The sequence below is a fragment of the Bacillus thermozeamaize genome (assembly GCA_002159075.1).
GTDB lineage: Bacteria > Bacillota > Bacilli > ZCTH02-B2 > ZCTH02-B2 > Bacillus_BB > Bacillus_BB thermozeamaize.
In genome coordinates this window covers 19999-42730 of the sequence record LZRT01000085.1, presented here as the reverse complement: position 1 = coordinate 42730, position 22732 = coordinate 19999, and the positions used below count along the sequence as shown (strand labels likewise).

Below are 22732 nucleotides of genomic sequence, written 5' to 3'. Positions count from 1 at the left end.
GAAGCAAATTCCGTGCCAATACTTTCATTCCATTTTCTGACGTTAAACACGGGAATCGACGTGATGAAAACCAGCAAGAGAACTATACATTTGTAAGCAAAAATATACACTTGTTTACCGTCAAACATCTTGCCCGGCGATACTCACCGTTCGCCTAGATGGCGATACGCTTCCCGCAACTTGTACTTGGTAATCTTTCCGGATGGCGTTCGGGGCAATTCCTCCACGAATACCACATGCCGGGGCGTTTTATATCCAGCCAGATGCTCCCGGCTGTAGCGGATCACTTCCTCTTCCGTCAATTCAGCTTCGGGCTTGGGGACAATCACGGCGCAGACCGCTTCCAAATATTTTGGATCGGGAACTCCGATGATGGCCACATCTTTGATTCCCGGATGACGGATCAGCACATCCTCCAGTTCCGCCGGATAGATATTTTCTCCCCCGCTGCGGATCATATCCTTTTTCCGTCCTGAAATGATCAGGTACCCCTCTTCGTCGATCCGGCCCAGATCGCCCGTCTTGCACCAGCCGTCAACAAAAGTATCCCGCGTCGCCTCCGGCTTGCCCCAGTATTCCCTGGCGACAGCGGGACTCTTGATCCAGATTTCGCCAATCTCACCCCGCTTCAGCGTGCGCCCAGAATCATCTGCGATCTTGATCTCCACCAATGGCAACGGTTTGCCGACGGTGTGCCCTTTGACAGCCGCATCCTGCGGGTCTAGGGAAGCCGCAATGGGCGTGCCTTCTGTCAGACCGTAGATCTGGATCAAGCCGACATGCGGAAATTGCTCATTTAACCGCTCAATCGCCCAGGGCATCACCGGATCGCCGCCGGAGAGGATGGCTTTCATCCCGGGCAACGAATAGGCAGCCAAATCCTCCAGATTCAACATGTCGTATATCATGAAGGGAAACAACAACGCATAGGTCACCTTCTCTTTTTCCATGACCCTCAAGACACGCCGGATGTCAAACCCGCCGCTCTTGGTGATGATCACCCGCCCGCCTGCCAGCAACGTCGGCAGCGCCAAGTCCTCCATTGCACCGACGTGATACAACGGTCCCGTCGTCATGCTGACATCGGTCGCGCACAGTCCCCATTTCATCACCTGCATCGAAGAAAACCAGAGCGTGTTGGCGTGGGTCCACAGAGCTCCCTTGGGTCTTCCGGTCGTTCCCGAGGTATACATCAACATCACCGGATCCTGTGCATCGATCGGAATCGAAGCGCTTACAACGGGCTCCCCTTCCATCAACACTTCCCAAGGTTCGCACCAGTCCGGGCAAGATTCCCCTTCTCTGCACAAACAGATGTATTTCGTCACGGGCACCAGGTCGCGAATCGGCTCAATCCGTTCCACGAAAGCCGGCTCCAAACACAAGATCTTCGTCCCCGAGTCGTTTAACGCGTACTCCAGCTCTTCACTGACAAGGCGGAAGTTGAGCCGCACCGCAATCGCCCCGATTTTTGCGGCGGCGAAGTAAACGGCCCAGTACTCCAAACAGTTGTATAACAGGATCCCTATCCGGTCCCCTTTTTGCACACCCATGCTTAAAAACGCATTGGCATACCGGTTACTCACCTCATGCAGCTCCTGATACGTCCAGCGCGGGCCATCCTCCAACTGCAAGGCCACTTGTTGCGCATCAATGCCGCATGTCTCGCCAGTGATTCGCCGCAACAGGTAACCCACATCCATGCCTCATTCCCCTCTCATCCCAGATGACTTCATCACGGTCACGCCTCATTGACAATCTTGCGCACCTCATGATCCAGTTCCGCTTGCCGCTGCTGCGTCAACATGGAGACAGCGATAAACACCGCAATCGAAACGGCAAACGTAAAGGCACCATTGATCACGCCCGGAGGAAGCACCTTGAGTCCATACTTTCCGCCGACCTCCAAAACAAAACTCAGCACCAATCCAACCACAATGCTGCTCACGGCCCCCGCGGCCGTCGCGCCCTCCCATAACAGCCCCAGCACCACCGCAGGAAAAATGGTGGTGGCGAAGGTTCCCCAACCAAACACGCCTAAAAGCGCCACCAGCGTATCCATATACACGGCAAAGAGAAATGAGAGCACAAACAACAACAATGTCACCATCCGGCTCCAGAACAGCTCATTCTTCACCTGAATCCCCAGTGCTTTCGGAATATCCCTGACAATGCAAGCCGCTCCCAAATTGACAAAACTGCTGCCCGTCGACATGATCGCCGCCATCAGACCGGCCATCACCAGGCCCGCCACGACAGGCGAAGCGTATTCCAGCAAAAAGGTGGTCAATGTCTGATCCGGGGAAGAAATCTTCGGAAATTCCCCTTTGATCGACAGCGACAAGGCGGCCAACCCAATCCCGATCGCGATCAAGGTCGAAAGCATGTAGGCGAACGATGATGTAAAAGCGCCCCATTTCAACTCCTTTTCGTTTTTCACCATCAAGAACTTGGTCAAAAAATGCGGTTGTCCGGCCGCACCGAGGCTGAATAACACAAACCAGCAAAAGATGGTGATGAGCGGCATCATCCCGAACGGCGACGTCAAGTCCGGATTTTCTGCATGCAGCGTCTGGTTGATCTCAAGCACCCCTCCGCCTGCCCGCAACGCGGAGAAAAAAACGACGACCGCCGCGAGCACCATCAGAATTCCCTGGAACAAATCGGTGTAAACTCCCGCCACCATGCCGCCGATGGCACTATAAATGGCCATGATCGCCAAACCAATGAAAGAACCGAGCAACAGCGGCCCCCCGAAGATAGCCTGCATCACCACACCCATTGCCTGCACCTGAGTGCCCAAATACCCGATCACACCGAGAAAAATGGCGACGGAAAGCCAAAAGCGCACGGATTCGCTATTGTAACGCTTGGCCACCAGATCCCCTAACGTGTAAATCTCGCCCAAACCCCCGAGCCGCCAAATTTTTCTTCCCACAAGAAACCACGTCAGGGCAAACCCGAGCGGCGCGGCAAACATCACTCCCACCACAAATCCCAATCCGTTGCTGAAGGTTTGCGAAACCCCGCCGACGACACCAAAGCCGCTTTGAATCGAAGCGAAGGCGGCGATGGCCATCGTCAACATCCCGATATTGCGGCCCGCAATAAAGAAATCCCCGCTGCTCTTGGTGCGCTTGACCGCCCAAATTCCAATCCCCATCGTTATAAGCAAATAAAGGATGGCAATCACCAGAATGATACTGTTCATCTAGATATCCCCCTTCCCATGCTCAGCCTATCCTTCCAATCCCCTGGCCCGGTTGGACAATGTTCGCTGTTCCTTGGAGAACAGCACCGCGTAAAAGACCCCGAGGATGGAACCGAGCGGCCAGATGAGGTAAACGACGATAAACGTTGCGGGCCGCCAGCCCAAGATGTAAGCGTCGGGTTGCAAAAAGCTCAGCCAGACCGTGAGAGAAAACAACAATGCATAGATGAGGGCGACCATCGCCGGCAAGAGAGTGGTTCGCATGCCGGCGACAAGACTCACTCCGATTAACGCCAGGCCCGCATACAGAACCACCGCCCATTGGTTGAGCAACATGCCGGCAATCAAGACACAAACGATAAACAACATGCCGATCATCGCGCGTTGATCGCGGTTCTCCATGCCTTCCCTTCCTCCTTTCCCTTTTGGCTTCACACATTCCCGATATCTTTCATCAGCTGCTCCAAAGCGTCGGCATCCTCAAGCCCAGTCCTGTCCCCCTTCACTTGTCCTTCCGTCACCAACTCCCGCAGCATGCGGCGAATGATTTTTCCACTCCGTGTCCGCGGCAGGGCGTCGACGAGGTAGATGCGTGCCGGCCGGGCAAAGGCGCCAATTTCCTGAACCACTTGGTTCATCAGCGCCTCTTCCAGTTCCTTGGACTTCTCCGTACCCGGTTCAAGCAGGACAAAGGCAACGGGAACCGCTCCTTTAATCGGATCAGGTTTTTCCACCACAGCCGCCTCCACGACATTGGGATAGGCGACGAGAGCGCTTTCCATTTCCATCGTCGAAATGCGGTGGCCGGACACATTGATCACATCATCCGTCCTCCCGAGCACCCAATAGTGCCCATCCGCATCCCGCACTGCCGCGTCCCCTGTGAAATAGGCCCCAGGCACCTGTGAAAAGTAGGTGTTGAGATAACGTTCCCGATCGCCATACACATCCCTTGCCAACGAGGGAAACGGCCGGCGGATGATCAAGTTTCCCGGCACTCCATCGGGACAGGACTCTCCCTTTTCATCCACAATGTCCAATACATGGCCGAAAAGCGGCACGCCGCAAGAACCGGGTTTCATCGGCACCGCCCCGGGCAAGCCGCACAACGGCGTGCCGCCCGTTTCCGTCTGCCCCCAGGTATTGGAAATGACCGCTTTTCCCCCACCCAGATGCCGGTACACCCACTCCCAGGCTTCGGGGTTGAACGGCTCACCGACGGAAGCGAACAGCTCTAAGCTGCTCAGATCGTACTGTTGCGGCAACTCCTTGCCGAATTTGACCAACATCCGGTAAGCGGTGGGTGCCGAAAACAATTTGTTTACCCGGTAGCGTTCGATCATTTCGTAGACACGGCCCGGATGGGGATGATCCAACGCCCCTTCATACAAGATCACCGTCGCGCCCAAAGCCAGTCCGCCCACCAGGACGAAAATGTGCGACGTCAACCAGCCGATATCGGCGGTATTCCAATAGATGTCCCGCTCCTGCAGATCCAGGGAATACTTGGTATAGGCATAGGTTCCCACTAAAAACCCGCCGTGTGCGTGAACAATCCCTTTCGGCTTCCCGCTTGTGCCGCTGGTATAAATCAACAAGCCCGGTTCGTTCGCTTCCACAGGTTCGCATGGATAATCCCGGCCCGCTCCTTGCATTTCCTCGGACCAGTCGAGATCCCTGCCGGGGGTCATCGGCACCTCGACGCCGCCCCTGCGAAAAACAATCACCTTTTCAATGGTCGGCGCCTCTGCGATCGCCTTATCGGCGTTTTCTTTCAGGGGAATCACCCGCCCGCGGCGGTAACTGACATCAGCGGTGATCAGGATCTTGGCTTTGGAATCATTGATCCGCTCACGCAGCGCCTCCGGCGAAAACCCGGCAAACACCGTATTGTACACCGCCCCGATGCGGAAACAGGCCAACAACGCGATGAACGTCTCAGGCAAATTTTGCATGTAAACCGAAATGACATCCCCTTTTTTCACGCCGTGCCTTTTCAAAACATTGGCGAAACGGCACACTTCGTCGTGCAGCATCTGGTAAGTAAGAACTTTGGAACTTCCGTCTTCTCCTTCCCAAATAATGGCCGCCTTGTTTCGCCGGTGCGTCTCCAGGTGTCGATCCACGCAGTTGTCGCAAATATTGATCATGCCCCCGCGAAAAAACTGGAAATCAGGCAAACTGCCCGTAAGCACCTCCTTCCAAGGCGCCATCCAACGGAGCTCTTTGGCCACCTCTTCCCAGAACAATTCGGGAGACGCCTTTGTCTTTTCATACTTTTGTTGATACTCATTCATACTGCGGACGTAGGAGACACTGCGAATCGACTCAGAAGGTTCGATCAAGCGCGCTTGCTGAATCATCTTCAAAGATTCTTCGTGTCCGTAAATTTCCATTGCACTCCCCTCTCTTCTGCATGTTTATTCCAAAATTCTCGGATGAATGAAATAAAAGAAGTATTTCACCCATCTAAAATCAGCAAAAAGTATGCCAACGTCAAAAAAACACGCCATCATTTCTCGGGTAAAAAATTCTTCATAAAAATGTCTTGATTCTTGGTAATCATTTGATTTGCAGAACACCCAAATGGATGATAGGATAAACAAGTAGATTAAAATCATACATTTGTCTATTTTTTTATACAGGAGGGAAATTTGTGTTAGTCCGGGAGTTTTCGACGCGTGAATTCATCTCCATCACGCCTGAGCACACGATACGGGATTGTCTGAAAGCTTTCCTTGAACATCGGATCGGCATCGCCTGCGTCACCGACTCCGAAGGCCACCTGGAAGGCATTGTCACAAAATACACGCTATACCGTTTGCTCCTGGCCGGACACTCCCTGGACGCCCCGATCGCTCCCGCGATTCGGCGCAACGTGGTCAGCTTTTACCAAGATGATACGCTCGAATTTGCCAAGGACACCTTTATCGAGAACAACGTGGCGCATGGCGTGGTTCTGGATGAGCAAGACCGCGTCGTCGGCGTCATGGGACAGGCAGATATCATCCGCGGCTTTCTCAGCGAGACGGAGTTGCTTCTGAATCAGACCCGCGCCCTCGTCGAACAACTTCAGGACGCCGTCATATCCGTCAATCTGCAATATCAGGTGGTCACCTATAACCATGCAGCCGAAGAGTTGTTCGGCTACCCCCGCCACAAGGTTTTGGGGCAGCCGGTTGACAGCATCTTCCCCGAGTTGTATGAGTATTTCTATCTCGCTCTGGAAAAAGGCGAACGGCGGGAGCCATGCCGCATCCGCCTCGCCTCCGTCACCGTCATCGGGTCCTTTGTCCCTCTTCTCGACTGGGGGAACATCACCGGAGCGGTAGCCGTTCTGAAAGACATCACTTCATATGAAAATGTGGCAAAAGAACTGGAGACGACAAAGAAACTGGAACGCACGCTTGACAGCGCCCTGCAGCTTTCGTACGACGGCGTGATGATCACGGACGAACACGGCAAGATCACGAAGGTCAACCCTGCTTTCCTGGACATCTACCAACTGGATCACAACGAGGTGGTGGGATACCCGGCCGCGGTGGTCACACCCGAGCTGCCAATCCAGGAAATTCTGTCCCATAAACGACGCATCGAAGGGGAAATTAGAGAAATCCGCGGCAAAAAATGCGTCGTCACCTTGCAACCGATTATCCGTAGCGGGAAGTGCGAAGGCGCGATCGCCAAAATCATTTTTCACAAATTGGACCAATGGAAAGACGTCTTCCGCAGGCTGGAGCAACTGGAGAGCGAACTCAGCTATTATCGTGGCGAATTGAATCGGATGACCCAGAAAAGCGCCTTTGATCGGATCGTCTCAAAAGATGAAAAAATAACAAAAATAAAAAATGAGGCGTATCTCGCGTCGGAAGGATCCTCCACTGTCCTCATTACCGGAGAAAGCGGGACGGGCAAAGAACTTTTTGCAGAAGCCATCCACGAGGAATCGGGCCGGCCCGGCAACTTCGTGAAGGTCAACTGTGCCGCCATTCCCGCTGAATTGTTGGAATCGGAGTTTTTCGGATATGCCGAGGGCGCCTTTACCGGTGCGCGAAAAGGAGGTAAGCCGGGCAAGTTCGAACTGGCCGATCGGGGCACCCTCTTCCTTGACGAAATTGGCGACATGCCGCTGGCCTTGCAGGCCAAACTGCTACGGGTCCTGCAAGAACAAAAGTTTGAGCGCGTGGGCGACACCCAAACCAGACAGGTGGATGTACGGATCATCGCCGCCACCAACAAAGATCTTCGGCAGATGGTGCGCCAGGGCACCTTCCGTGAGGACCTGTACTACCGGATCCATGTCATTCACATCCACATCCCCCCATTGCGGGAACGCTTGGATGACATCCCCATCCTAGCTGAACACCTGATTAAAAAGCTCAATCAAAAGATGAAAAAACAGGTGATCGGCATCACACCGCAGACACTGGAACTTCTCCAGCGGCATGACTGGCCAGGAAACGTGCGGGAACTGGAAAACGTCCTGGAAAGGGCCATGCACCTCGCCGAAGGGGTCTGGATTGAGCCTCATCACTTGCCAGATGAACTGCAACGGAAAACGCCATCCATTTCACTGTCGAAAATGCCTCCTTCACCAGCAACCACTGATCGGTCCGAGGAACCGGAAGCGTTTCCGGCAATCACACCAGACAATCACCAAACCTTGTTGGCCCACGTGGAAAAGCAAGCCATCCTCCAAGCTCTTGAACAATCGGGGGGCAACAGGAGCCAGGCGGCACAGCGTCTTGGCATCAGCCGTGCCACCCTCTACCAGAAAATGAAGAAACACAACATCCAAAGCGAAATTCGCTTCCGCAGCGGAGACAGATAGGATTGAACGGTGATGGCAGTGAATAAGGGAAAACGTTTCATTATTTACTCAAATTAGGTTTTAACTTAAATTAGGTTTCTTTCCTTTCAACGGATTGGTTTGTTCAATGGCATAAGCTACATTTAAGATGATTTCTTCTTTAAATGGGGGGCCAATAATCTGCAGTCCAACCGGCATCTCCTCACTAAACCCGCATGGGACACTTATCGCAGGCAATCCGGTAATATTTTCTGGTCCTGTAAAACGAATCACATGGTCTAAAAAGTTCACTTCTTTTCCGTTTAGCAGCACTGTATCCTGCCCAATCAGTGGAGGTGTAAACGGAAGTGTAGGCGTGATCAAGACATCGACGCTTTGGAATACCTTCCTGAAATCATGATTCAACTGATATCGGATTTGCTGCGCTTGCAGATAGTCTACAGCTGTGACAAGTTCTCCTAGTTCAAGTAAAATGCGCACATCATCTCCGAAGTCTTGTCGGCGCTCAATTAAATTTTGATGGTGAATTGCGCTGGCTTCAGAAATAATGGTTATCATTTCTGCAAATGGCGCAAATTCGATGGAAGGTATGTCAACAGATGTCACCCTCGCTCCCATTTCTTCTAGCAATCTAATTCCATTGCGAACATTTTTTTCAACACCTGAATCGACATCACGAAAAAAGTAGCTTTCATTGATGCCAATAACCAGTTCGTTCACATCTCCAGTTATTGCCGAACGATAAGCAGAAACGGGAACATTGATGCATGTCGGATCCTTATCGTCATATCCCGCAATTACCTCCAACAAAATGGCTGCGTCTTTCACCGTTTTTGTCATCGGGCCAATATGATCCAATGACCATGCTAATGGGAAACAACCATATTTGCTGACCCGTCCATGTGTGGGTTTAAGTCCTACGATGCCACACGCGGAAGCGGGAATGCGAATCGATCCTCCCGTATCGGTACCAAGGGATGCGATTGTCATATCAGCTGCTACAGCCGCACCTGAACCCCCGCTTGAACCACCCGGTATTTTTTCCAAATTCCAGGGATTGCGGCATGGACCAAAATGCGGATTGTTCGTTGTCGCTCCCCAAGCATATTCATGCATGTTTAACCTTCCTGTAAAAATAACCCCCGCTTCCTTTAACTTGGAAACAACAGTTGCATCATAGGAAGGAATGAAATGTCTGTGAATTTTTGAACCCATTGTGACAACTTCATTTTTAAAATAAAGATTATCTTTAAGTGCCATCGGAACGCCGTGCAGAGGACCGCGATAATTACCATTCATGATTTCCTTCTCCGCATTTTTGGCCGCCTCCATCGCTGCATCTGCATCCATCTGAATGTATGCATTAATTTTTTTGTTATGGGCTTCCGTTTGATGAATGACGGCTTCCGTAACTTCTACGGGAGAAACTTTCCGATCGCGAAGGAGCGGAGCCAGTTCTTCGATTGACTTAGCCGCGAGTTCACTCTTCATTCGGCATTCCTCCTTTCAGTGTATGGCACAATGCGATATCGAAATCCCTTAACTTTGCCTTCATTGCATGCTGTTTCATAGCCAAGATCGATTCCCATTGTGCTATAAGTATAGGATAATCTTGCTCCGGCGCCTGAACGCCTTTCGCTTGTAAAATGGCTCGAATCATTTGTTCCAAAGCTGCTCGCCTCCCTTTTACAAAAACGATTCATTCGATGACCATACGAATGTCTACTGGATTTCACCGTTCTTTGCGTCAGGATTCCATCAAGCTCGCACAATCTTTGACAGCTATTCAAAACCCCGAAGGCAATTCTTCTCCATCCTTATGCATTTCATCTCCCTTCCTTGCTGTTATCCAGCAAAAGAGAGCAGTTCTTCCAGTAATCATTCTTTTGTTTCTTATCTTAATGTTTAGCAAAATTGATGCCAATCGGGACAAGAGGATCTTAAACTGTAAAATACAGGCGCGATATCATAGCTATAAATGACAGTCATATAAAATCAATCAGCAAAAAGCGCGAATATGTCTTTTTACAAATGTATTAAAAATTTTACATCTATTTAATGAATATTACAGAAGTCTCGTCTGCCCATCCTGGAAAAAATAAGATGTTTTGTTTTGTCAATTGACTCTTAAAATGAAGAAACATTTTGGAAAAAGAAAATAAAAAAAGAGGCTCATTTGACCTCCTAGAATATCAATTTTTTGCTAATAAAACGCATCTCTCTCGTCGCTGAGAAATTCTTCGGTACTTTTCACTGTTTTTCCACTTAGCGATCTCCTTTATTGTTTTACAAAAATCTATGGTTTAAAAAGTTGAATAAATCAATAGCTCATCTTCCACCTCAATCACCATGCGCTGCAAATTGGAACTGAAACACTTGCCGAGGTTGTCGACATGGATGGAGGCCGAGCCTCCTCCATTCAACGCCTCTTTGCAGACAAAATTTAACGCCAGCAAGTTGGGAACCTCATACCGGATCACTTCGCCTTCGATCAATCCCCGAAAATGACGCTTCACTTTCTCGGGAGTCACCTCCCGCAAAAAAACCTGGTAAAGCGCTTCATTGGGGGCAAACAGGGCAATATTCACCGTATTCCCTTTGTCACCGCTGCGCACCTGTGAAATCTTGCGCAATTGCACCAGAGCCATCCTCACACCTCCTGGATGCGAATGTGCACATCTTTCTCAATCAAATCCCGCGGCACCAGACTGGCCCACATCCCGAGCAGTTCCCGCGGCTGCAATCTCCCCCCAAGTCCGGTCACAGAAGGCGGTCCGTCCAATCCCAAAGGCGGAAACAGGCGGCTGAAAGCCACTGCCTCCTGTTTTGTCCTGGCACGGACGGCAATCCGCAGATACACTTCGTTTAACTCTTCTTTCGGTTCTTCCACCGTCGGGCCATGAAGGGAGTTATACCCGAGAAAGGAGGTATGGATCTCGTCATAATGCATCCCCTTGCGGGCCAGTTGCTTGCGGATGATTTCGTCCGCCTTGCGGGCCTTTTTCAAAGCGTCCGGCCAGGAATAGCCGATGATGGCCTGCCCCATATACCCATTTTGATAACCCATCACCGCCTTGAGGCGATCAGGGCGGGGCTTGCCTGTCGCACCTCGGATCAAGACACGGTCTGGCCCCACATTCTCCAGCACGGCCGTCGTAAAGTCGGCCACCACATCCGGGGTGACATACGCGGCAGGGTCGTGAATTTCATAAAGCATTTGCTCCTTGACGGTATTCACCGTCACCAGGCCGCCGCTGGTCGGCGTTTTGGTCAGGATAAAGCTGCCGTCCTCCTGGATCTCGGCAATCGGGTAGCCGATCCGGTCCATATCCGGCACGTCCCACCAATTCCCGCTGAAATTCCCCCCTGTGGACTGGGCGGAACACTCCATTAGGTGTCCCATCAAAATCCCTTGTGCCAGTTTATCCCATTCATCTTCCCGCCAGCCGAACTCATAGACCAGTGGCGCCAAAAACTGCGCCGTATCCGTCGTCCGCCCCGTCACCACAATATCGGCGCCCTGGCGCAACGCCTCCACAATCGGCCCCACGCCCAGATACACATTGGCGAACAGCAGCCGGTCGCGAACAGTCTCCAGGGATTCTCCGGTCTCCATGTGCTGGAAGGTGACGCCCTGCTGCATCAGCCGGTCGATCCGATCGAGGATGTTGTCGCCGGTGACGACGGCCACCTTCAAACCGCTGATCCCCATCTCCCGGGCCACCCGCATGACTTCCTGCTGCGCCCCTTCCGGATTAATCCCGCCGGCATTGGTGAGGATTTTGATTCCCTTTTCCTTGACGTAGGGCAACAAGGCCTTCATGTAGGCAGTGACATCGAGACAGTAACCTTTGCTCGGATCCCGCTTCTGGTCTTTCAGAAGAATGGCCATCGTCAATTCAGCCAGGCAATCAAAACAGAGGTACTGGACATCGCCATGTTGGGCGATGTCTACAGCCGGATCCACTGCATCCCCATAGAACCCTTCCGCTGCCCCAATTCGTACCTTCCGCATCTGGATACTCCCTCCCATTTCAAGTTCATGTGCTTATAGGCCGGCCGAAGCCGGGACAAACCGTTTCTAACGACCCTTCCATACGGGGGGGCGTTTTTCCAAAAAGGCGGTCGCACCTTCCCGCAAATCCTCGCTGAGAAACGAGACAATGCGCAACGTGCTGAGATAGTCAACAGATTTTTTCAGGTCCATCTGCTCTGTCGTATAAAATGCGTCCAGCCCCAGCTTTACCGCCAGCGGGCTGAAGGAAGCCACATGCCGCGCCAGTTTTCTCGTCTCTTCCTGTAACTGGTCATGCGGCACGACGCGTTGTACCAGGCCGATCTCTCTGGCCTCTTCGGCCGTCATGATCTTGGCCGTCAGCATCATCTCCAGGGCGTTTTTGTGGCCGACTGCCCGCCGGATCCAAGGTAAAATCACAAACGGCACCAACCCGAGGCGGAATTCCGTTGTGCCCAGTTTGGCGCGATCCGAAGCGATGGTGATGTGGCACATCGCGGCAAGCCCGCAACCGCCACCAAGAGCCGGTCCGTTCACCGAGGCAATGAGCGGCGTTCGCACCTCCTCTCCCAGCTTGAAGAGCTGACTGGAACGATGCCCCTCGTCATAAAGGGTGGGGGCACTTTTCTCCATGGTCCGCCGGAATTCATTCAGATTGCCTCCGGCACAAAATGCGTCGCCACTGCCTGTGATCACGATGACGCGCACATCAGGGTCCTGATCGGCCTCCCGGATGGCCTGGACCAGTTCTCCGACCATCTGCGCGGTCAGGGGGTTGCGCATTTCCGGTTGGTTCAGTGTAATCGTTGTAATCTGTTCCGACGTTTCCACCAGAATTGCCTCGTAGGCCATGTTTTCTCCCCTCTCCACGGTTTTGTCGACAATCACATCGCATGCGGGCCGGCCTGCACTGAATGGTTGCCCGAGCACAAACTCGAGGACAAACTTCCGGGAAAACACCGGCCATCCAGGAGGCATTCGGCTGCCCGGCGGTCCCACTCATCCGGCATCCCGAACAGGGCCCGTCCCTCCTTGGCAAAACGAAAGTACAGCGGCATCCAGTGCTCTTCCGTGTATCCGAGGCCGCCAAAGATCTGATGTCCTTCCCGGATCACACGCTGAACCGACTCCGTCACCAGGATCTTGGCCTGTGCCACCGCCAGCGATGCGTCCTGATGCCGTTCATCCCACCTGGCCGCCGCAAAATACAACAGGTTCCGCGAGGCCTCCAGATGAATCCACATGTCGGCACACTTGTGCTGTATCGCCTGGAAACTGCCGATGGGCCGCCCAAACTGGTGCCGTTTTTTGGCATGTTCCACCGCTTGCTCCAGGACGAAGGCGCCCGCACCCACCAGTTCGGCACAAACAGCCAGCGCCCCCAGATGCACGAATTCTCCCCAGAGTCGCGCCCAGGAAATCTGCTCCCCGCTCTCAGCCGGATTGGACATCGTTCCCGTCATGAGATCGGACATCTTTCCCGTCGTGAGCATGGCTTCCTGATTCAGGACGACATCATGAAACCGGATGGCCGCCATCCTGCGCCGCGCGGCATCCTGCAGCGGAATCACCTCGACGCCGCCTGCGTTATTGGGCACCAAGACCAGGCAAGGATGGCCGTCATCCCCCCGGGCGGTGACCAACAGATGATCGGCAACAGCCCCGTCCAGGACCCAATGTTTTTCTCCGGTCAGAATCCACTCCGAACCCCGGGAATGGATGGTGGTTCGATATGCCCCGGACTCCCCGTCCCACAGGTTGCCGCCTTCCCAATCGGCAAATGCGACAATTTCCTCTCCGTTTAGCAGACGCTCCCAAAGTGGCGATTTTCTTGGTTCCTCACAGAAACGACCCAACACGGTGAGGGACAACCATTGGGACAAAAATGGACTGGGAAAAAGAGCCCGCCCCATCTCTTCAAACAGGATCATCGCATCCACCGTCGAACCACCAGTACCACCCTGCACCTCCGCCACGTTCAGCCCCAGCCAGCCCAATGAACCAATCTCTTGCCATCTCTTCTCATCAAAACCAGCCGGGTTCTCCCGCAACCGCCGCGTCTGTTCCGGCGAATGGATCTGCTGCAGCCATTGGCGGACCGCAGAACGCAGCATCTTCTGGTCCTGGCTGAAAGAAAAGTCCATCCCTTTCCACCTCCTTGTGACTCCTCTCGCCTATCCCTCTCTTCTCGGCAATCCCAGACCCCGCTGGGCGATGATGTTCCGTTGGATCTCGTCGGCACCGCCGCCAATGCTCATGAACACATTGAACCGGGGCAACCATTCCCACAGCCCCTCCGACAGGGCATATGGGGAAGAGGCCTCCAGCTGGGCATACGGTCCCAGCACCTCCATCGCCGCATCAGCCAGTTTCTGGCGGAATTCGGCGTTGTACACTTTCAACACCGACGCCTCCACATTGGGCACCTTGCCTGTGTCCACAATCCAGGCGTTTTTGAAATTGAGCAGGATCAGCGCCTGCAGTTCGGCGGACAGCCGGACCAGCCTGCGCCGCACCCCAGGATCCTGGCTCAGAAGCTGTTGGCCTCTGCGCGTCTGAGTGCAAACCTGGACAAACCGCTCAAATTGCCGGACAACGGATGATACCGGCCCGGGAAACAGGTTAATCCGTTCGTAGTCCAGTGCTGTGGCCAAGTAGTACCAGCCCTTGTTTTCCTCTCCTACCCGCTGGCTGACAGGAATCCGGACCTCATCCCAGAAGACAATGTTGGTGCGCAGATTCCCCATCGTCCAAAGCGGTTGGACCTCAATGCCCGGAGCCGACATGTCAGCGATCAGCAAACTGATCCCCTGATGCTTCGGCGCATCCGGATCGGTGCGGACCGCCAGCCAGCAATACTCGGCCTCATGGGCGCCGCTGGTGAAGATCTTCTGTCCGCTGACCACATAATGATCGCCTTCCCGAACCGCCCGCGTCTGGAGCGCAGCCAGATCGGAACCGGCTTCCGGTTCCGTGTAGCCGAGACAAAAATCGATCTCGCCTGAGGAAATTTTCGGCAAATACGTGCGCTTCTGTTCTTCGCTGCCGTAACGCATCAGTGTCGGCGCGACGATACCGACGGCGGTGGAAGGAAAGGGCGCCCCCGCATACGCGATCTCCCAGTGAAACAGGAACTGCTCCATCGGCGTCCGTTCCTGTCCGCCGTATTTTTTGGGCCAGGCCAGGGACAGATATCCCCGTTCCCCCATCTGCCTGCGAAACCGCACCTCTTCCTGATACGCTTCCGGGCGATTGTCAGGAAAAAATGAGCGCTTCCCTTCTGGCCAGGCCTCCGCCAGAAAGGCGCGCACCTCTTCCCGGAAAGCCTCCTGTTCCTTTGTAAGACGAAAATTCACTCCAGAACCTCCCTTCTCTCGCACGCATTTCATGTTTTTCATGTTTCATGTTTTTCATGCCCTCTCCCCCGCCAGCCCATTGCCAACGCCACCATCCTTTTTCGTACATCTTTTGTACATCGTATATCCAACTGTCCGCCCGCCGGCTGTTTACCTCCCCTTGAAACGGGGCGGGCGCTTTTCCGCAAAGGCCCGCGGCCCTTCCCGCGCATCCTCTGACGAAAGGACCCGGGCAGACATGTAGCTGTCCAGGTAAAAAGCCATCTGGAAAGGCATGCCGGATGTGCGGACCACGGCCTCCTTGCAGGTTCGGACCGCCAGCGGCCCGTTTTTCTTGATCCGCTCGGCCACCTCTTCCGCCGTACGCATCAAGTCGTCCATTGGCACCACGCGGTTGACCAGCCCGATGGCCAGCGCCTCCTTGGCGGTAATGTGCCTTCCGGTCAGCAGCAGTTCCATGGCCCACGCCCAGGGAATTTGCCTGGCCAGCCTGGCATGTGCGCCGGCGAAGGGGACAATGCCCCACTTCACTTCCGGCAGTCCGAACGTGGCATGCTCCGCCGCGATGCGGATATCGGTTCCAAGGAGCATCTCAAACCCGCCAGCCAGGCAATACCCGTTCACCGCCGCAATGATCGGCTTGTAAATGTGGGAAAAAAACCGCTCTTCGCTGGGCTCCAGCCTCTGCTCCCCTTCCGTGAAGCGGGGGATCAACCTCTTCAGATCGGCACCGCTGCAAAAGGCCTGCTCTCCCGCTCCGGTAAAAATGGCCACCAGCATCTCGTCATCCTGGTTGTATTCGTCAAAAGCCTCCATCAGTTGCCGGTGGGTATCCGGATCCAAGGCATTCATCGCCTCCGGGCGGTTGATTGTGATATAGGCAATGCCGTCACGTTTTTCAAACAGGATCGACAATCTGCCATCCTCCTTTATCCCGTTTGCAACTCTTCCCGCAACTTGCGCTTGAGCACTTTGCCCGTCGCATTTCTGGGCAGCTCTTCAATAATCCTCAACATTTTCGGAATTTTGTATCTGGCCAACTTCCCTTCACAGTGGGCGGCCAGTTCTTCAATCGTCAACTGCCCCGCACCCGGTTTCAGGACGACAATGGCCGCCGGCACCTCACCCCACTTCTCATCCGGAATGCCGATGACCGCCACATCCGCCACTTTCGGATGCCGGAACAGCACCTGTTCCACCTCTGTGGAATAAATGTTTTCCCCGCCGGAGATCAGCATGTCCTTCTTCCGGTCGACGATGTAGAAATAGCCCTCTTCATCCTGCCGGGCCAGATCTCCCGTATGAAACCAGCCGTTACGAAATGCTTCCTCATTGGCTTCCGGCCTGTGCCAATAGCCGGCGCAGATGTTGGGACCCTGAAGGACCAGTTCCCCCACCTCGCCCGGGGGCACATCCCTGTCCTCTTCATCCACGATACGCGCCCTCACGTGCATCAACGGGCGGCCTACCGAACCGTTTTTGCGGACCGCATCTTCACTGGTGAGGATCATGACGCCGGGTGCCGTTTCGGTCATCCCGAACCCCTCCAAAAATCGGAACCCGCGTTCCTGGAAAAACTGGATTACCGTCAACGGACACGGCGCCCCTCCCGAAACCAAATCACGCAGAGATGACAGATTGTAGCGGGAAAAATCCGGAACTTTCATCAGCGCCTGCCACATCGCAGGGACAAGGAACAACACGGACACTTTGTACTCCTGCACTGTTTCCAACACGACTTGGGGATCGAACTTGTCCAGGAGAACCACTGTCGCTCCTTTGTAGAGAGCGGGCAGGGTATGAATGCTCAGCCCGCCGATGTGAAAGAGAGGAGCGACAGTCAGAATCACATCGTCTGACTGTATGGAATCCTTATTGAGAAAACTGTTGATGGCGTTCCAAGTGATATTGCGATGGGTGAGCAACGCTCCCTTGGGCAAGCCCGTGGTGCCTGAGGTGTACATGATCAATAGAGGATCATGCTCGGATACAGGCAGCGAAGGCTCTCTCTCCCCTTCCGACTGGAGAATGACTTCATACGACTCAGCGGCGGGCAAGTCATTCGAAAGATCTGCAACTGCCTCCTGTGGCGGAAAAGGAAGATAAATCTTATGGAGAACTTCCGTGTCATGGATGATCGGCTTCAGCAAACCGGACAACGTCGTGTGGTATATCACCACATGGGAACCGGAATCCTGCAAGATAAACTTCACTTCCTCCGGGCTCAAGCGGTAGTTGATGGGGACCAACATGGTCCCGATCTTGGCACAGGCGAAGAGGGTCTCCAGAAACTCCGGACAATTGTGCAAAAGACAGGCCACACGGTCCCCTTTTCTCACACCCCTCTTCATCAGGGCGTGTGCGAGCCGGTTTATCCGCCGGTTGAATTGCGCATAAGTCAACGTACTGCCATGAAAGATCAACGCCACCTTATCGGATGACAATTCCGTCCGCCTTGTCATCCATTGGCCAATCCCTCCCAGATCCAACACAGGCCCATCCCTCCCCATCCATCATCCGTATTGATAAAAGCTGGGTTCCGTCCTTCGTCGCCAATGCTGCTTCCAGAAACCATTTGACGCCCGGTATCGGCGCAGGCTTATTTCAGCATCAAGGAAGGCAACCATAACACCAGTTGCGGAAAAATCATCACTAACGCCAAGACCAAGATATACAACCCGACAAACGGCCAGACCGAAGCATAAATGGTTCCGATCGGCACTTCGGGCGCCACGCCCCGCATGACAAACAGATTGAATCCAAAAGGCGGCGTCATGTAGGCCATGCACATATTGATGACGAACATCACGCCATACCATACCGGATCGAACCCTAGCTCAGTGACCACCGGCAAAAAGAGCGGACCGGTCATCAGGATGATCCCGGCCGGATCCACCAGCATGCCCAAGATGAAGAAGATGAGCTGCATGCCGATCAAAATCACCCAGCGGTTGATCTCCAAGCCTGTAATCAAGGAAGCGAACCACTCACCTACACCCGTGACTGTGACTATCCGGGAGTAAGCAACCGCCCCGATAATGATCCAGAACACCATGGCATTGATCCGGACCGTCATCTCAATCATTTTCTTGAAATTGTCCAAGGACAGCTTCCTCTTGATGGCCGCGCTGATCAGGGCACCGACCACACCGACAGCGGCCGCTTCGGTCGGCGTGGCGACGCCCAGGTAAATGCTTCCGAGAACCAGCACAATGACAAACAGCGGCAGGATGACCGACTTGAGTGAAGCGATTTTCTCCTTAAGTGTGTAACGCTCTTCCTTCCTTAAAGCGGGTCCTTTTTCCGGCTTCAGAAAACAAAGAATCAGCACGTACAATATAAAGATCACCGCCGCCAGAATACCAGGGAGAATGCCGCCTATAAACATGGCTCCTGCCGAGACGTTCGCCTCCGTGGCATAAATGATCATGATGATGCTGGGTGGAATGAGAATGCCTAGCGCACCTCCAGCCATGATCACGCCCAAGGTCATCTTCTCATCATACCCCCGTTTGATCATCGAGGGTCGGGCGGTCATGCCCAGCGTGGCTGTCGCCACGGTGGCAATCCCCACCATCGCGGCAAAAATCGAAGAGATGAAAGTCGTCCCGGCCGCCAATCCGCCGCGTATCCCGCCAAGCCAGCGGTAAACCGCCTCATACATGTCATCCGCCAGGTCGCTGTACTGGAGAATGGCAGCCATGAAGATATATAAGGGCAACGCAGTGAGCGTAAACTCGGTCACCTTCCCAAAAGAACCGAGCACAAAGGCTTCTACGCTGGGCAATCCTCCCCAGTAAAGAAAGCCGATAATCAGAGAAAGCCCGCCCATCGTAAAAGCGATGGGCACCCCCAAAGCGAGGAACAAAAGCAGTGAACCAAACATGATCAGCGCAATCATCCATGCTTCTGTCATGATCAACCATCCTCCGCCACATCGATGAGATGTCTGCCAGTGATAAAGAGGTATACATCATCTACCAGGTTCACGATGGCCTGCAAGCCCAACAACACCCCTCCAAGAGGTACCATCAGCCACTTGATCCAGATGTAGATGTTCAGCCCGGTGTTGGCTACGGCGCCGATATTCAAGTTGTGCAGGGTTCGCTCCCCGCCTTTCCAAACCAGGATCAGTACGATGAGAAAGAGGAATACAGAGGTCAGAGCGTCCAGCCCCCCCTGTACCCTCGGAGAAAACTTCTGGTAAAAAATATCGACGCGGATATGAGCCTTTTTCAACAACGCGTAGCCACCCGCCAAAAAAGCGGACAACCCGGTAAACCAGCCTGCCAAATCAAAAGACCAGGCCGTTGGCGCCTTGAAAAAATAACGCATCATTACGTCATAGAAAAGCGTCAACCCCATGATCAGAATCAATATACCAACCACCCACATCATCGCTTCATTGAGCCGTCGGATAATCAGAGCGAATGTTCTCATCATTTTCCTCCTAAACCGGTTTGCAGCTTACCTGGTCAGCCACTTATTCTCCCCATTCACGTGCATGATCAGGGTTCTCAGTGATCCCTCATTGCTCCAACCAGCGTTTCTCCCATTCCTTGGCGGCAGGATTCTCCCTCGCCCAATCCTCCAAATCTTTTTTCAGAATCTCCACGATTCGCTGCGTATTCGAATTACGTTTCGCAAATTCTTCCCAAACCACTTCAGCCGACCTTCTAAATTCTTCAAACTCCTCAGGCTTTAAGCGATTCACCTTGACCCCTTTTTCTTCTGCCAGCTGAATCGCATTTTCGGTGTATTTCTTGGAAGCTTCGGCAGCTTTCTGTTCCATCTCACGGCCCACTTCCAGCAAAATCTGCTGGATGTCCGAAGGAAGTTGATCCCATTTGGCTTTGCTGATCATCGTGAAGCACAAGGTGGGATCGATGAACCCGGGCACCGTCAGATAGTCGATCACTTCGTGAAACTTGTAGGTTTCAATGGTGTAGGTCGGGTAAATCACGCCGTCAATCGTCCCTCTCAACAGCGCTTCATACTGTTCAGCAGCGGCGACATTGGCAGGGGCCACGCCCATTTGTTCATACCACTGCTTCCAAATGCCAAAGGCGAGGCGCATCTTTATTCCTTTCAAGTCTTTCAGGCTTTGGACAGGTTCTTTGGTCATCAAAGCATACATCCCAGTAGGCCAGTAGAACAAAACCTTGGCCCCGTAATCTTCCAGGCTCTTTTCAAATATTTTCCCGACCTCGGTTTCACGCATGACATGCATCGCGTGCTCTTCTCCCTTGTTCCAGAAGGGCAGCCAGATAGCGTCAATCTCCGGAACCAGCTGTCCATAGTAGGCAGAAGCGCCTCCCATGTCCACCGTGCCGGAAGCGAGGGCGTCCAGCAGTTCGTTTTGCGGAACCAGCTGGTTACTGTAAAAGACGTCAATTTGCACCCGGCCGTTGGTCCGTTCCTTGACCAACCGGGCGTATTCCTCTGCCGCCCAATACTTGGGCTCCCAATCGTTGGCCGCGGGCGGAAAAGTCAGGTTATACGTCAGGCGATACGTATTGCCGTCTTGTCCGTTGGAATTTTTATCATCCTTCCCCGAATTATCCTGGGAACTGGCAGGTTCCCCGCCGCCTCCGCATGCACTCACCCATAAAAGCGATAACAGACAGAGTAATAATCCAATTTTGGCGATGATTTGCCTTCCTCTCATCTTTTCACTCCCCCTTCTTCCGCTCTGTCTTCGTCATTTCTTGCAACATCTGATGGAAAACCCGTCGATGGCGTCATGTCTCGTGGTACAGATCTTGGAATTTCTGCCTCAGCAGATGCTTCTGGATTTTTCCGGTGCCGGTCTTCGGAAGCTCGTCAGTGAAGATGACCCTTTTCGGAACCTTAAACCCCGCCAAATGTTCCTTGGCATAGGCGATCAGCGCTTCTTCCGTCACTTCTTCTCCCGGTTTGCGCATGACGATGGCGGTCACCGCTTCCCCCCAGTAGGGATGCGGCAAGCCGATGACGGCAGCCTCTTGCACAGCGGGATGTCCCATCAACAACCGTTCCACTTCAATGGAGGCCACATTTTCCCCTCCGGTCTTGATCATGTCCTTCTTGCGATCCGCGAACCACACCACCCCCTCTTCGTCCATCCAGGCCAAATCGCCGCTATGAAACCATCCATAACGGAACGATTCAGCCGTCTGCTCGGGAAGATTCAAGTAGCCTTCCATCACGTGCGGCCCGCGATAGACAATCTCGCCGATTTGACCCCTGGGCAACAAATTTCCTTCCTCGTCCATGATCTCAATCTGCACCATCGGGGTCGCCACTCCCCAAGAGGCTGACTTGACAAACTGGTGTTCCGGCCGCTGGTACGTGGTCGGCGGGGTGAATTCGGTCTGCCCGGAACCCAGCAGCAGATCCGCGTTGGGAAACATCTTTTTCAATTCGTGCAACGTCTTCTCCGGAAGGGGCGTCATCGCATACCGCGCCATCTTGACAGAGGGAAAAACGCGGGAACGAGTGGCAGGATGATCCAGCATCGCCTGGTACATCATCGGCAGCAATCCCACATGGGTCACCTGTTCCCGCTCAATCAGCTCAGCCACCCGAAGCGGGTCAAACTTTTTCACAAGGACCAGGGTGCCGCCGACGAGCAGCAAGGGAATGGCTCCTGCGTTCAGCATCGCACAATGAAACAGCGGCAAGACCGACAGGGTGACATGGGTGTGATCCGTCTTGTTTTGCAAGGCAGATGAAAGCGCCGCAATGGTCACGGCCACATGGCTTGTCAGCACCCCTTTGGGATTTGAAGTGGTTCCGCTGGTGTACAGCAACTGGACGATATCCCGATCATCAATCAACGTTTCCACTTCCCGGGACTGACCGGATGAAAGCAACGTTTCCATCCGGTGGGACGCTTTTCCGACAGCGGGAAGCTCACCTTCCACCCTGGTCCAGATCACGTGTTGCAAATGCGGCAACTCCGGAATGACACGGGACATCATCTCCGCAAAGGCACCATCCGCAATCAGGATTTTCGCCTGCGAATCGTGGAAGCAGTAGGCCACCTCATGCGCCTTCAGCCCGAGGTTGACAGGCATGGCGACCAGTCCGGCCTTCGCGCAGGCAAAGTAACTCACCAGCATCTCCCAGGTATTCGGGCACATGACAGCCACCACGTCCTGATGCCTGGCGCCCAGCTGGAGCAAGACATTTCCCAGGCAATTGACAAGATCATTAAACTTCCGATAGGTGAATCGCTGCCCTTCGTCGATGATCGCCACCTTATCCGGAAAATGGTTGGCGGAACGTGCAGGGATATCCCCCACGCAGACGCGCTGAATCAAGTTCTTTTCCAATGCTGCATTTGACACCACCATCCG

Annotated in this window: 18 protein-coding genes; 1 reads left to right on the top strand and 17 read right to left on the bottom strand. The window is 53.6% G+C overall.

The genetic code is table 11. From position 1 onward, the window contains the following. Window positions 1-143: 143 nt before the first annotated feature. The 4 genes from BAA01_15575 to BAA01_15560 are packed head-to-tail and all read right to left on the bottom strand — an operon-like array spanning window position 144 to window position 5607. The gene (locus BAA01_15575) at window positions 144-1703 is read right to left on the bottom strand and encodes an AMP-dependent synthetase (GenBank protein ID OUM86848.1); all 1560 of its coding nucleotides are present in this window, start codon (window positions 1701-1703) and stop codon (window positions 144-146) included. Between the two features lie 38 nt (window positions 1704-1741). Continuing rightward, on the bottom strand, window positions 1742-3211 hold the full coding sequence (locus tag BAA01_15570) for a hypothetical protein (protein OUM86847.1): 1470 nt from the start codon (window positions 3209-3211) through the stop codon (window positions 1742-1744). A gap of 27 nt (window positions 3212-3238) precedes the next feature. Beyond that, complete coding sequence (locus BAA01_15565) at window positions 3239-3613, bottom strand: hypothetical protein (protein OUM86846.1); 375 nt, start codon at window positions 3611-3613, stop codon at window positions 3239-3241. 29 nt (window positions 3614-3642) lie between these two features. Continuing rightward, a complete protein-coding gene (locus BAA01_15560) occupies window positions 3643-5607 on the bottom strand; it encodes an acetate--CoA ligase (protein ID OUM86845.1) in 1965 nt (654 codons plus the stop codon). A gap of 260 nt (window positions 5608-5867) precedes the next feature. Here BAA01_15560 and BAA01_15555 point away from each other — a divergent pair, with 260 nt between their 5' ends. Next, window positions 5868-8042: a hypothetical protein gene (locus BAA01_15555; GenBank protein ID OUM86844.1), complete on the top strand. Its 2175-nt coding sequence runs from the start codon at window positions 5868-5870 to the stop codon at window positions 8040-8042. Window positions 8043-8102: 60 nt separating this feature from the next. On the opposite strand, the gene BAA01_15550 is transcribed toward BAA01_15555, so the two are convergent. From BAA01_15550 to BAA01_15490, 13 genes are all read right to left on the bottom strand, one after another. Then, entirely contained in the window at window positions 8103-9512 is a 1410-nt protein-coding gene (locus BAA01_15550) for a glutamyl-tRNA amidotransferase (protein OUM86843.1), read from the bottom strand. Next, a complete protein-coding gene (locus BAA01_15545; GenBank protein OUM86842.1) occupies window positions 9502-9690 on the bottom strand; it encodes a hypothetical protein in 189 nt (62 codons plus the stop codon). Before BAA01_15545 ends, BAA01_15550 begins: the two co-directional genes overlap by 11 nt. 634 nt (window positions 9691-10324) lie before the next feature. Next, complete coding sequence (locus BAA01_15540; GenBank protein ID OUM86841.1) at window positions 10325-10669, bottom strand: hypothetical protein; 345 nt, start codon at window positions 10667-10669, stop codon at window positions 10325-10327. A 2-nt stretch (window positions 10670-10671) separates the two neighbouring features. Then, on the bottom strand, window positions 10672-12036 hold the full coding sequence (locus BAA01_15535) for a hypothetical protein (GenBank protein OUM86840.1): 1365 nt from the start codon (window positions 12034-12036) through the stop codon (window positions 10672-10674). 66 nt (window positions 12037-12102) lie between these two features. Next, a complete protein-coding gene (locus tag BAA01_15530) occupies window positions 12103-12888 on the bottom strand; it encodes a hypothetical protein (GenBank protein ID OUM86839.1) in 786 nt (261 codons plus the stop codon). Window positions 12889-12920: 32 nt separating this feature from the next. Further along, window positions 12921-14180, bottom strand: a complete 1260-nt coding sequence (locus BAA01_15525) for a hypothetical protein (protein ID OUM86838.1) — start codon at window positions 14178-14180, stop codon at window positions 12921-12923. Window positions 14181-14210: 30 nt separating this feature from the next. Beyond that, window positions 14211-15392 (bottom strand): hypothetical protein, encoded by a 1182-nt coding sequence (locus tag BAA01_15520; GenBank protein OUM86837.1) that lies wholly within the window; start codon window positions 15390-15392, stop codon window positions 14211-14213. Between the two features lie 150 nt (window positions 15393-15542). Next, on the bottom strand, window positions 15543-16307 hold the full coding sequence (locus tag BAA01_15515) for an enoyl-CoA hydratase (GenBank protein OUM86836.1): 765 nt from the start codon (window positions 16305-16307) through the stop codon (window positions 15543-15545). A 14-nt stretch (window positions 16308-16321) separates the two neighbouring features. Further along, on the bottom strand, window positions 16322-17881 hold the full coding sequence (locus BAA01_15510) for an O-succinylbenzoate-CoA ligase (GenBank protein OUM86869.1): 1560 nt from the start codon (window positions 17879-17881) through the stop codon (window positions 16322-16324). A 110-nt stretch (window positions 17882-17991) separates the two neighbouring features. Further along, window positions 17992-19308, bottom strand: coding sequence for a hypothetical protein (locus tag BAA01_15505; protein ID OUM86835.1), 1317 nt, complete (start codon window positions 19306-19308; stop codon window positions 17992-17994). A 2-nt stretch (window positions 19309-19310) separates the two neighbouring features. Beyond that, a complete protein-coding gene (locus BAA01_15500; GenBank protein OUM86834.1) occupies window positions 19311-19832 on the bottom strand; it encodes a hypothetical protein in 522 nt (173 codons plus the stop codon). A gap of 88 nt (window positions 19833-19920) precedes the next feature. Further along, a complete protein-coding gene (locus BAA01_15495) occupies window positions 19921-21060 on the bottom strand; it encodes a hypothetical protein (protein OUM86833.1) in 1140 nt (379 codons plus the stop codon). A 73-nt stretch (window positions 21061-21133) separates the two neighbouring features. Further along, window positions 21134-22729, bottom strand: a complete 1596-nt coding sequence (locus BAA01_15490; protein OUM86832.1) for an AMP-dependent synthetase — start codon at window positions 22727-22729, stop codon at window positions 21134-21136. Window positions 22730-22732 lie beyond the last annotated feature (3 nt).

Excerpts from the sequence above, each read along its gene's own strand:
- BAA01_15500 (OUM86834.1), bottom strand. The coding sequence starts at position 19,832 with ATGAGAACATTCGCTCTGATTATCCGACGGCTCAATGAAGCGATGATG.
- BAA01_15530 (OUM86839.1), bottom strand. The coding sequence starts at position 12,888 with ATGGCCTACGAGGCAATTCTGGTGGAAACGTCGGAACAGATTACAACG.
- BAA01_15560 (OUM86845.1), bottom strand. The coding sequence starts at position 5,607 with ATGGAAATTTACGGACACGAAGAATCTTTGAAGATGATTCAGCAAGCG.
- BAA01_15565 (OUM86846.1), bottom strand. The coding sequence starts at position 3,613 with ATGGAGAACCGCGATCAACGCGCGATGATCGGCATGTTGTTTATCGTT.
- BAA01_15505 (OUM86835.1), bottom strand. The coding sequence starts at position 19,308 with ATGACAGAAGCATGGATGATTGCGCTGATCATGTTTGGTTCACTGCTT.
- BAA01_15575 (OUM86848.1), bottom strand. The coding sequence starts at position 1,703 with ATGGATGTGGGTTACCTGTTGCGGCGAATCACTGGCGAGACATGCGGC.
- BAA01_15525 (OUM86838.1), bottom strand. The coding sequence starts at position 14,180 with ATGGACTTTTCTTTCAGCCAGGACCAGAAGATGCTGCGTTCTGCGGTC.
- BAA01_15540 (OUM86841.1), bottom strand. The coding sequence starts at position 10,669 with ATGGCTCTGGTGCAATTGCGCAAGATTTCACAGGTGCGCAGCGGTGAC.
- BAA01_15570 (OUM86847.1), bottom strand. The coding sequence starts at position 3,211 with ATGAACAGTATCATTCTGGTGATTGCCATCCTTTATTTGCTTATAACG.
- BAA01_15535 (OUM86840.1), bottom strand. The coding sequence starts at position 12,036 with ATGCGGAAGGTACGAATTGGGGCAGCGGAAGGGTTCTATGGGGATGCA.
- BAA01_15550 (OUM86843.1), bottom strand. The coding sequence starts at position 9,512 with ATGAAGAGTGAACTCGCGGCTAAGTCAATCGAAGAACTGGCTCCGCTC.
- BAA01_15495 (OUM86833.1), bottom strand. The coding sequence starts at position 21,060 with ATGAGAGGAAGGCAAATCATCGCCAAAATTGGATTATTACTCTGTCTG.
- BAA01_15490 (OUM86832.1), bottom strand. The coding sequence starts at position 22,729 with ATGGTGGTGTCAAATGCAGCATTGGAAAAGAACTTGATTCAGCGCGTC.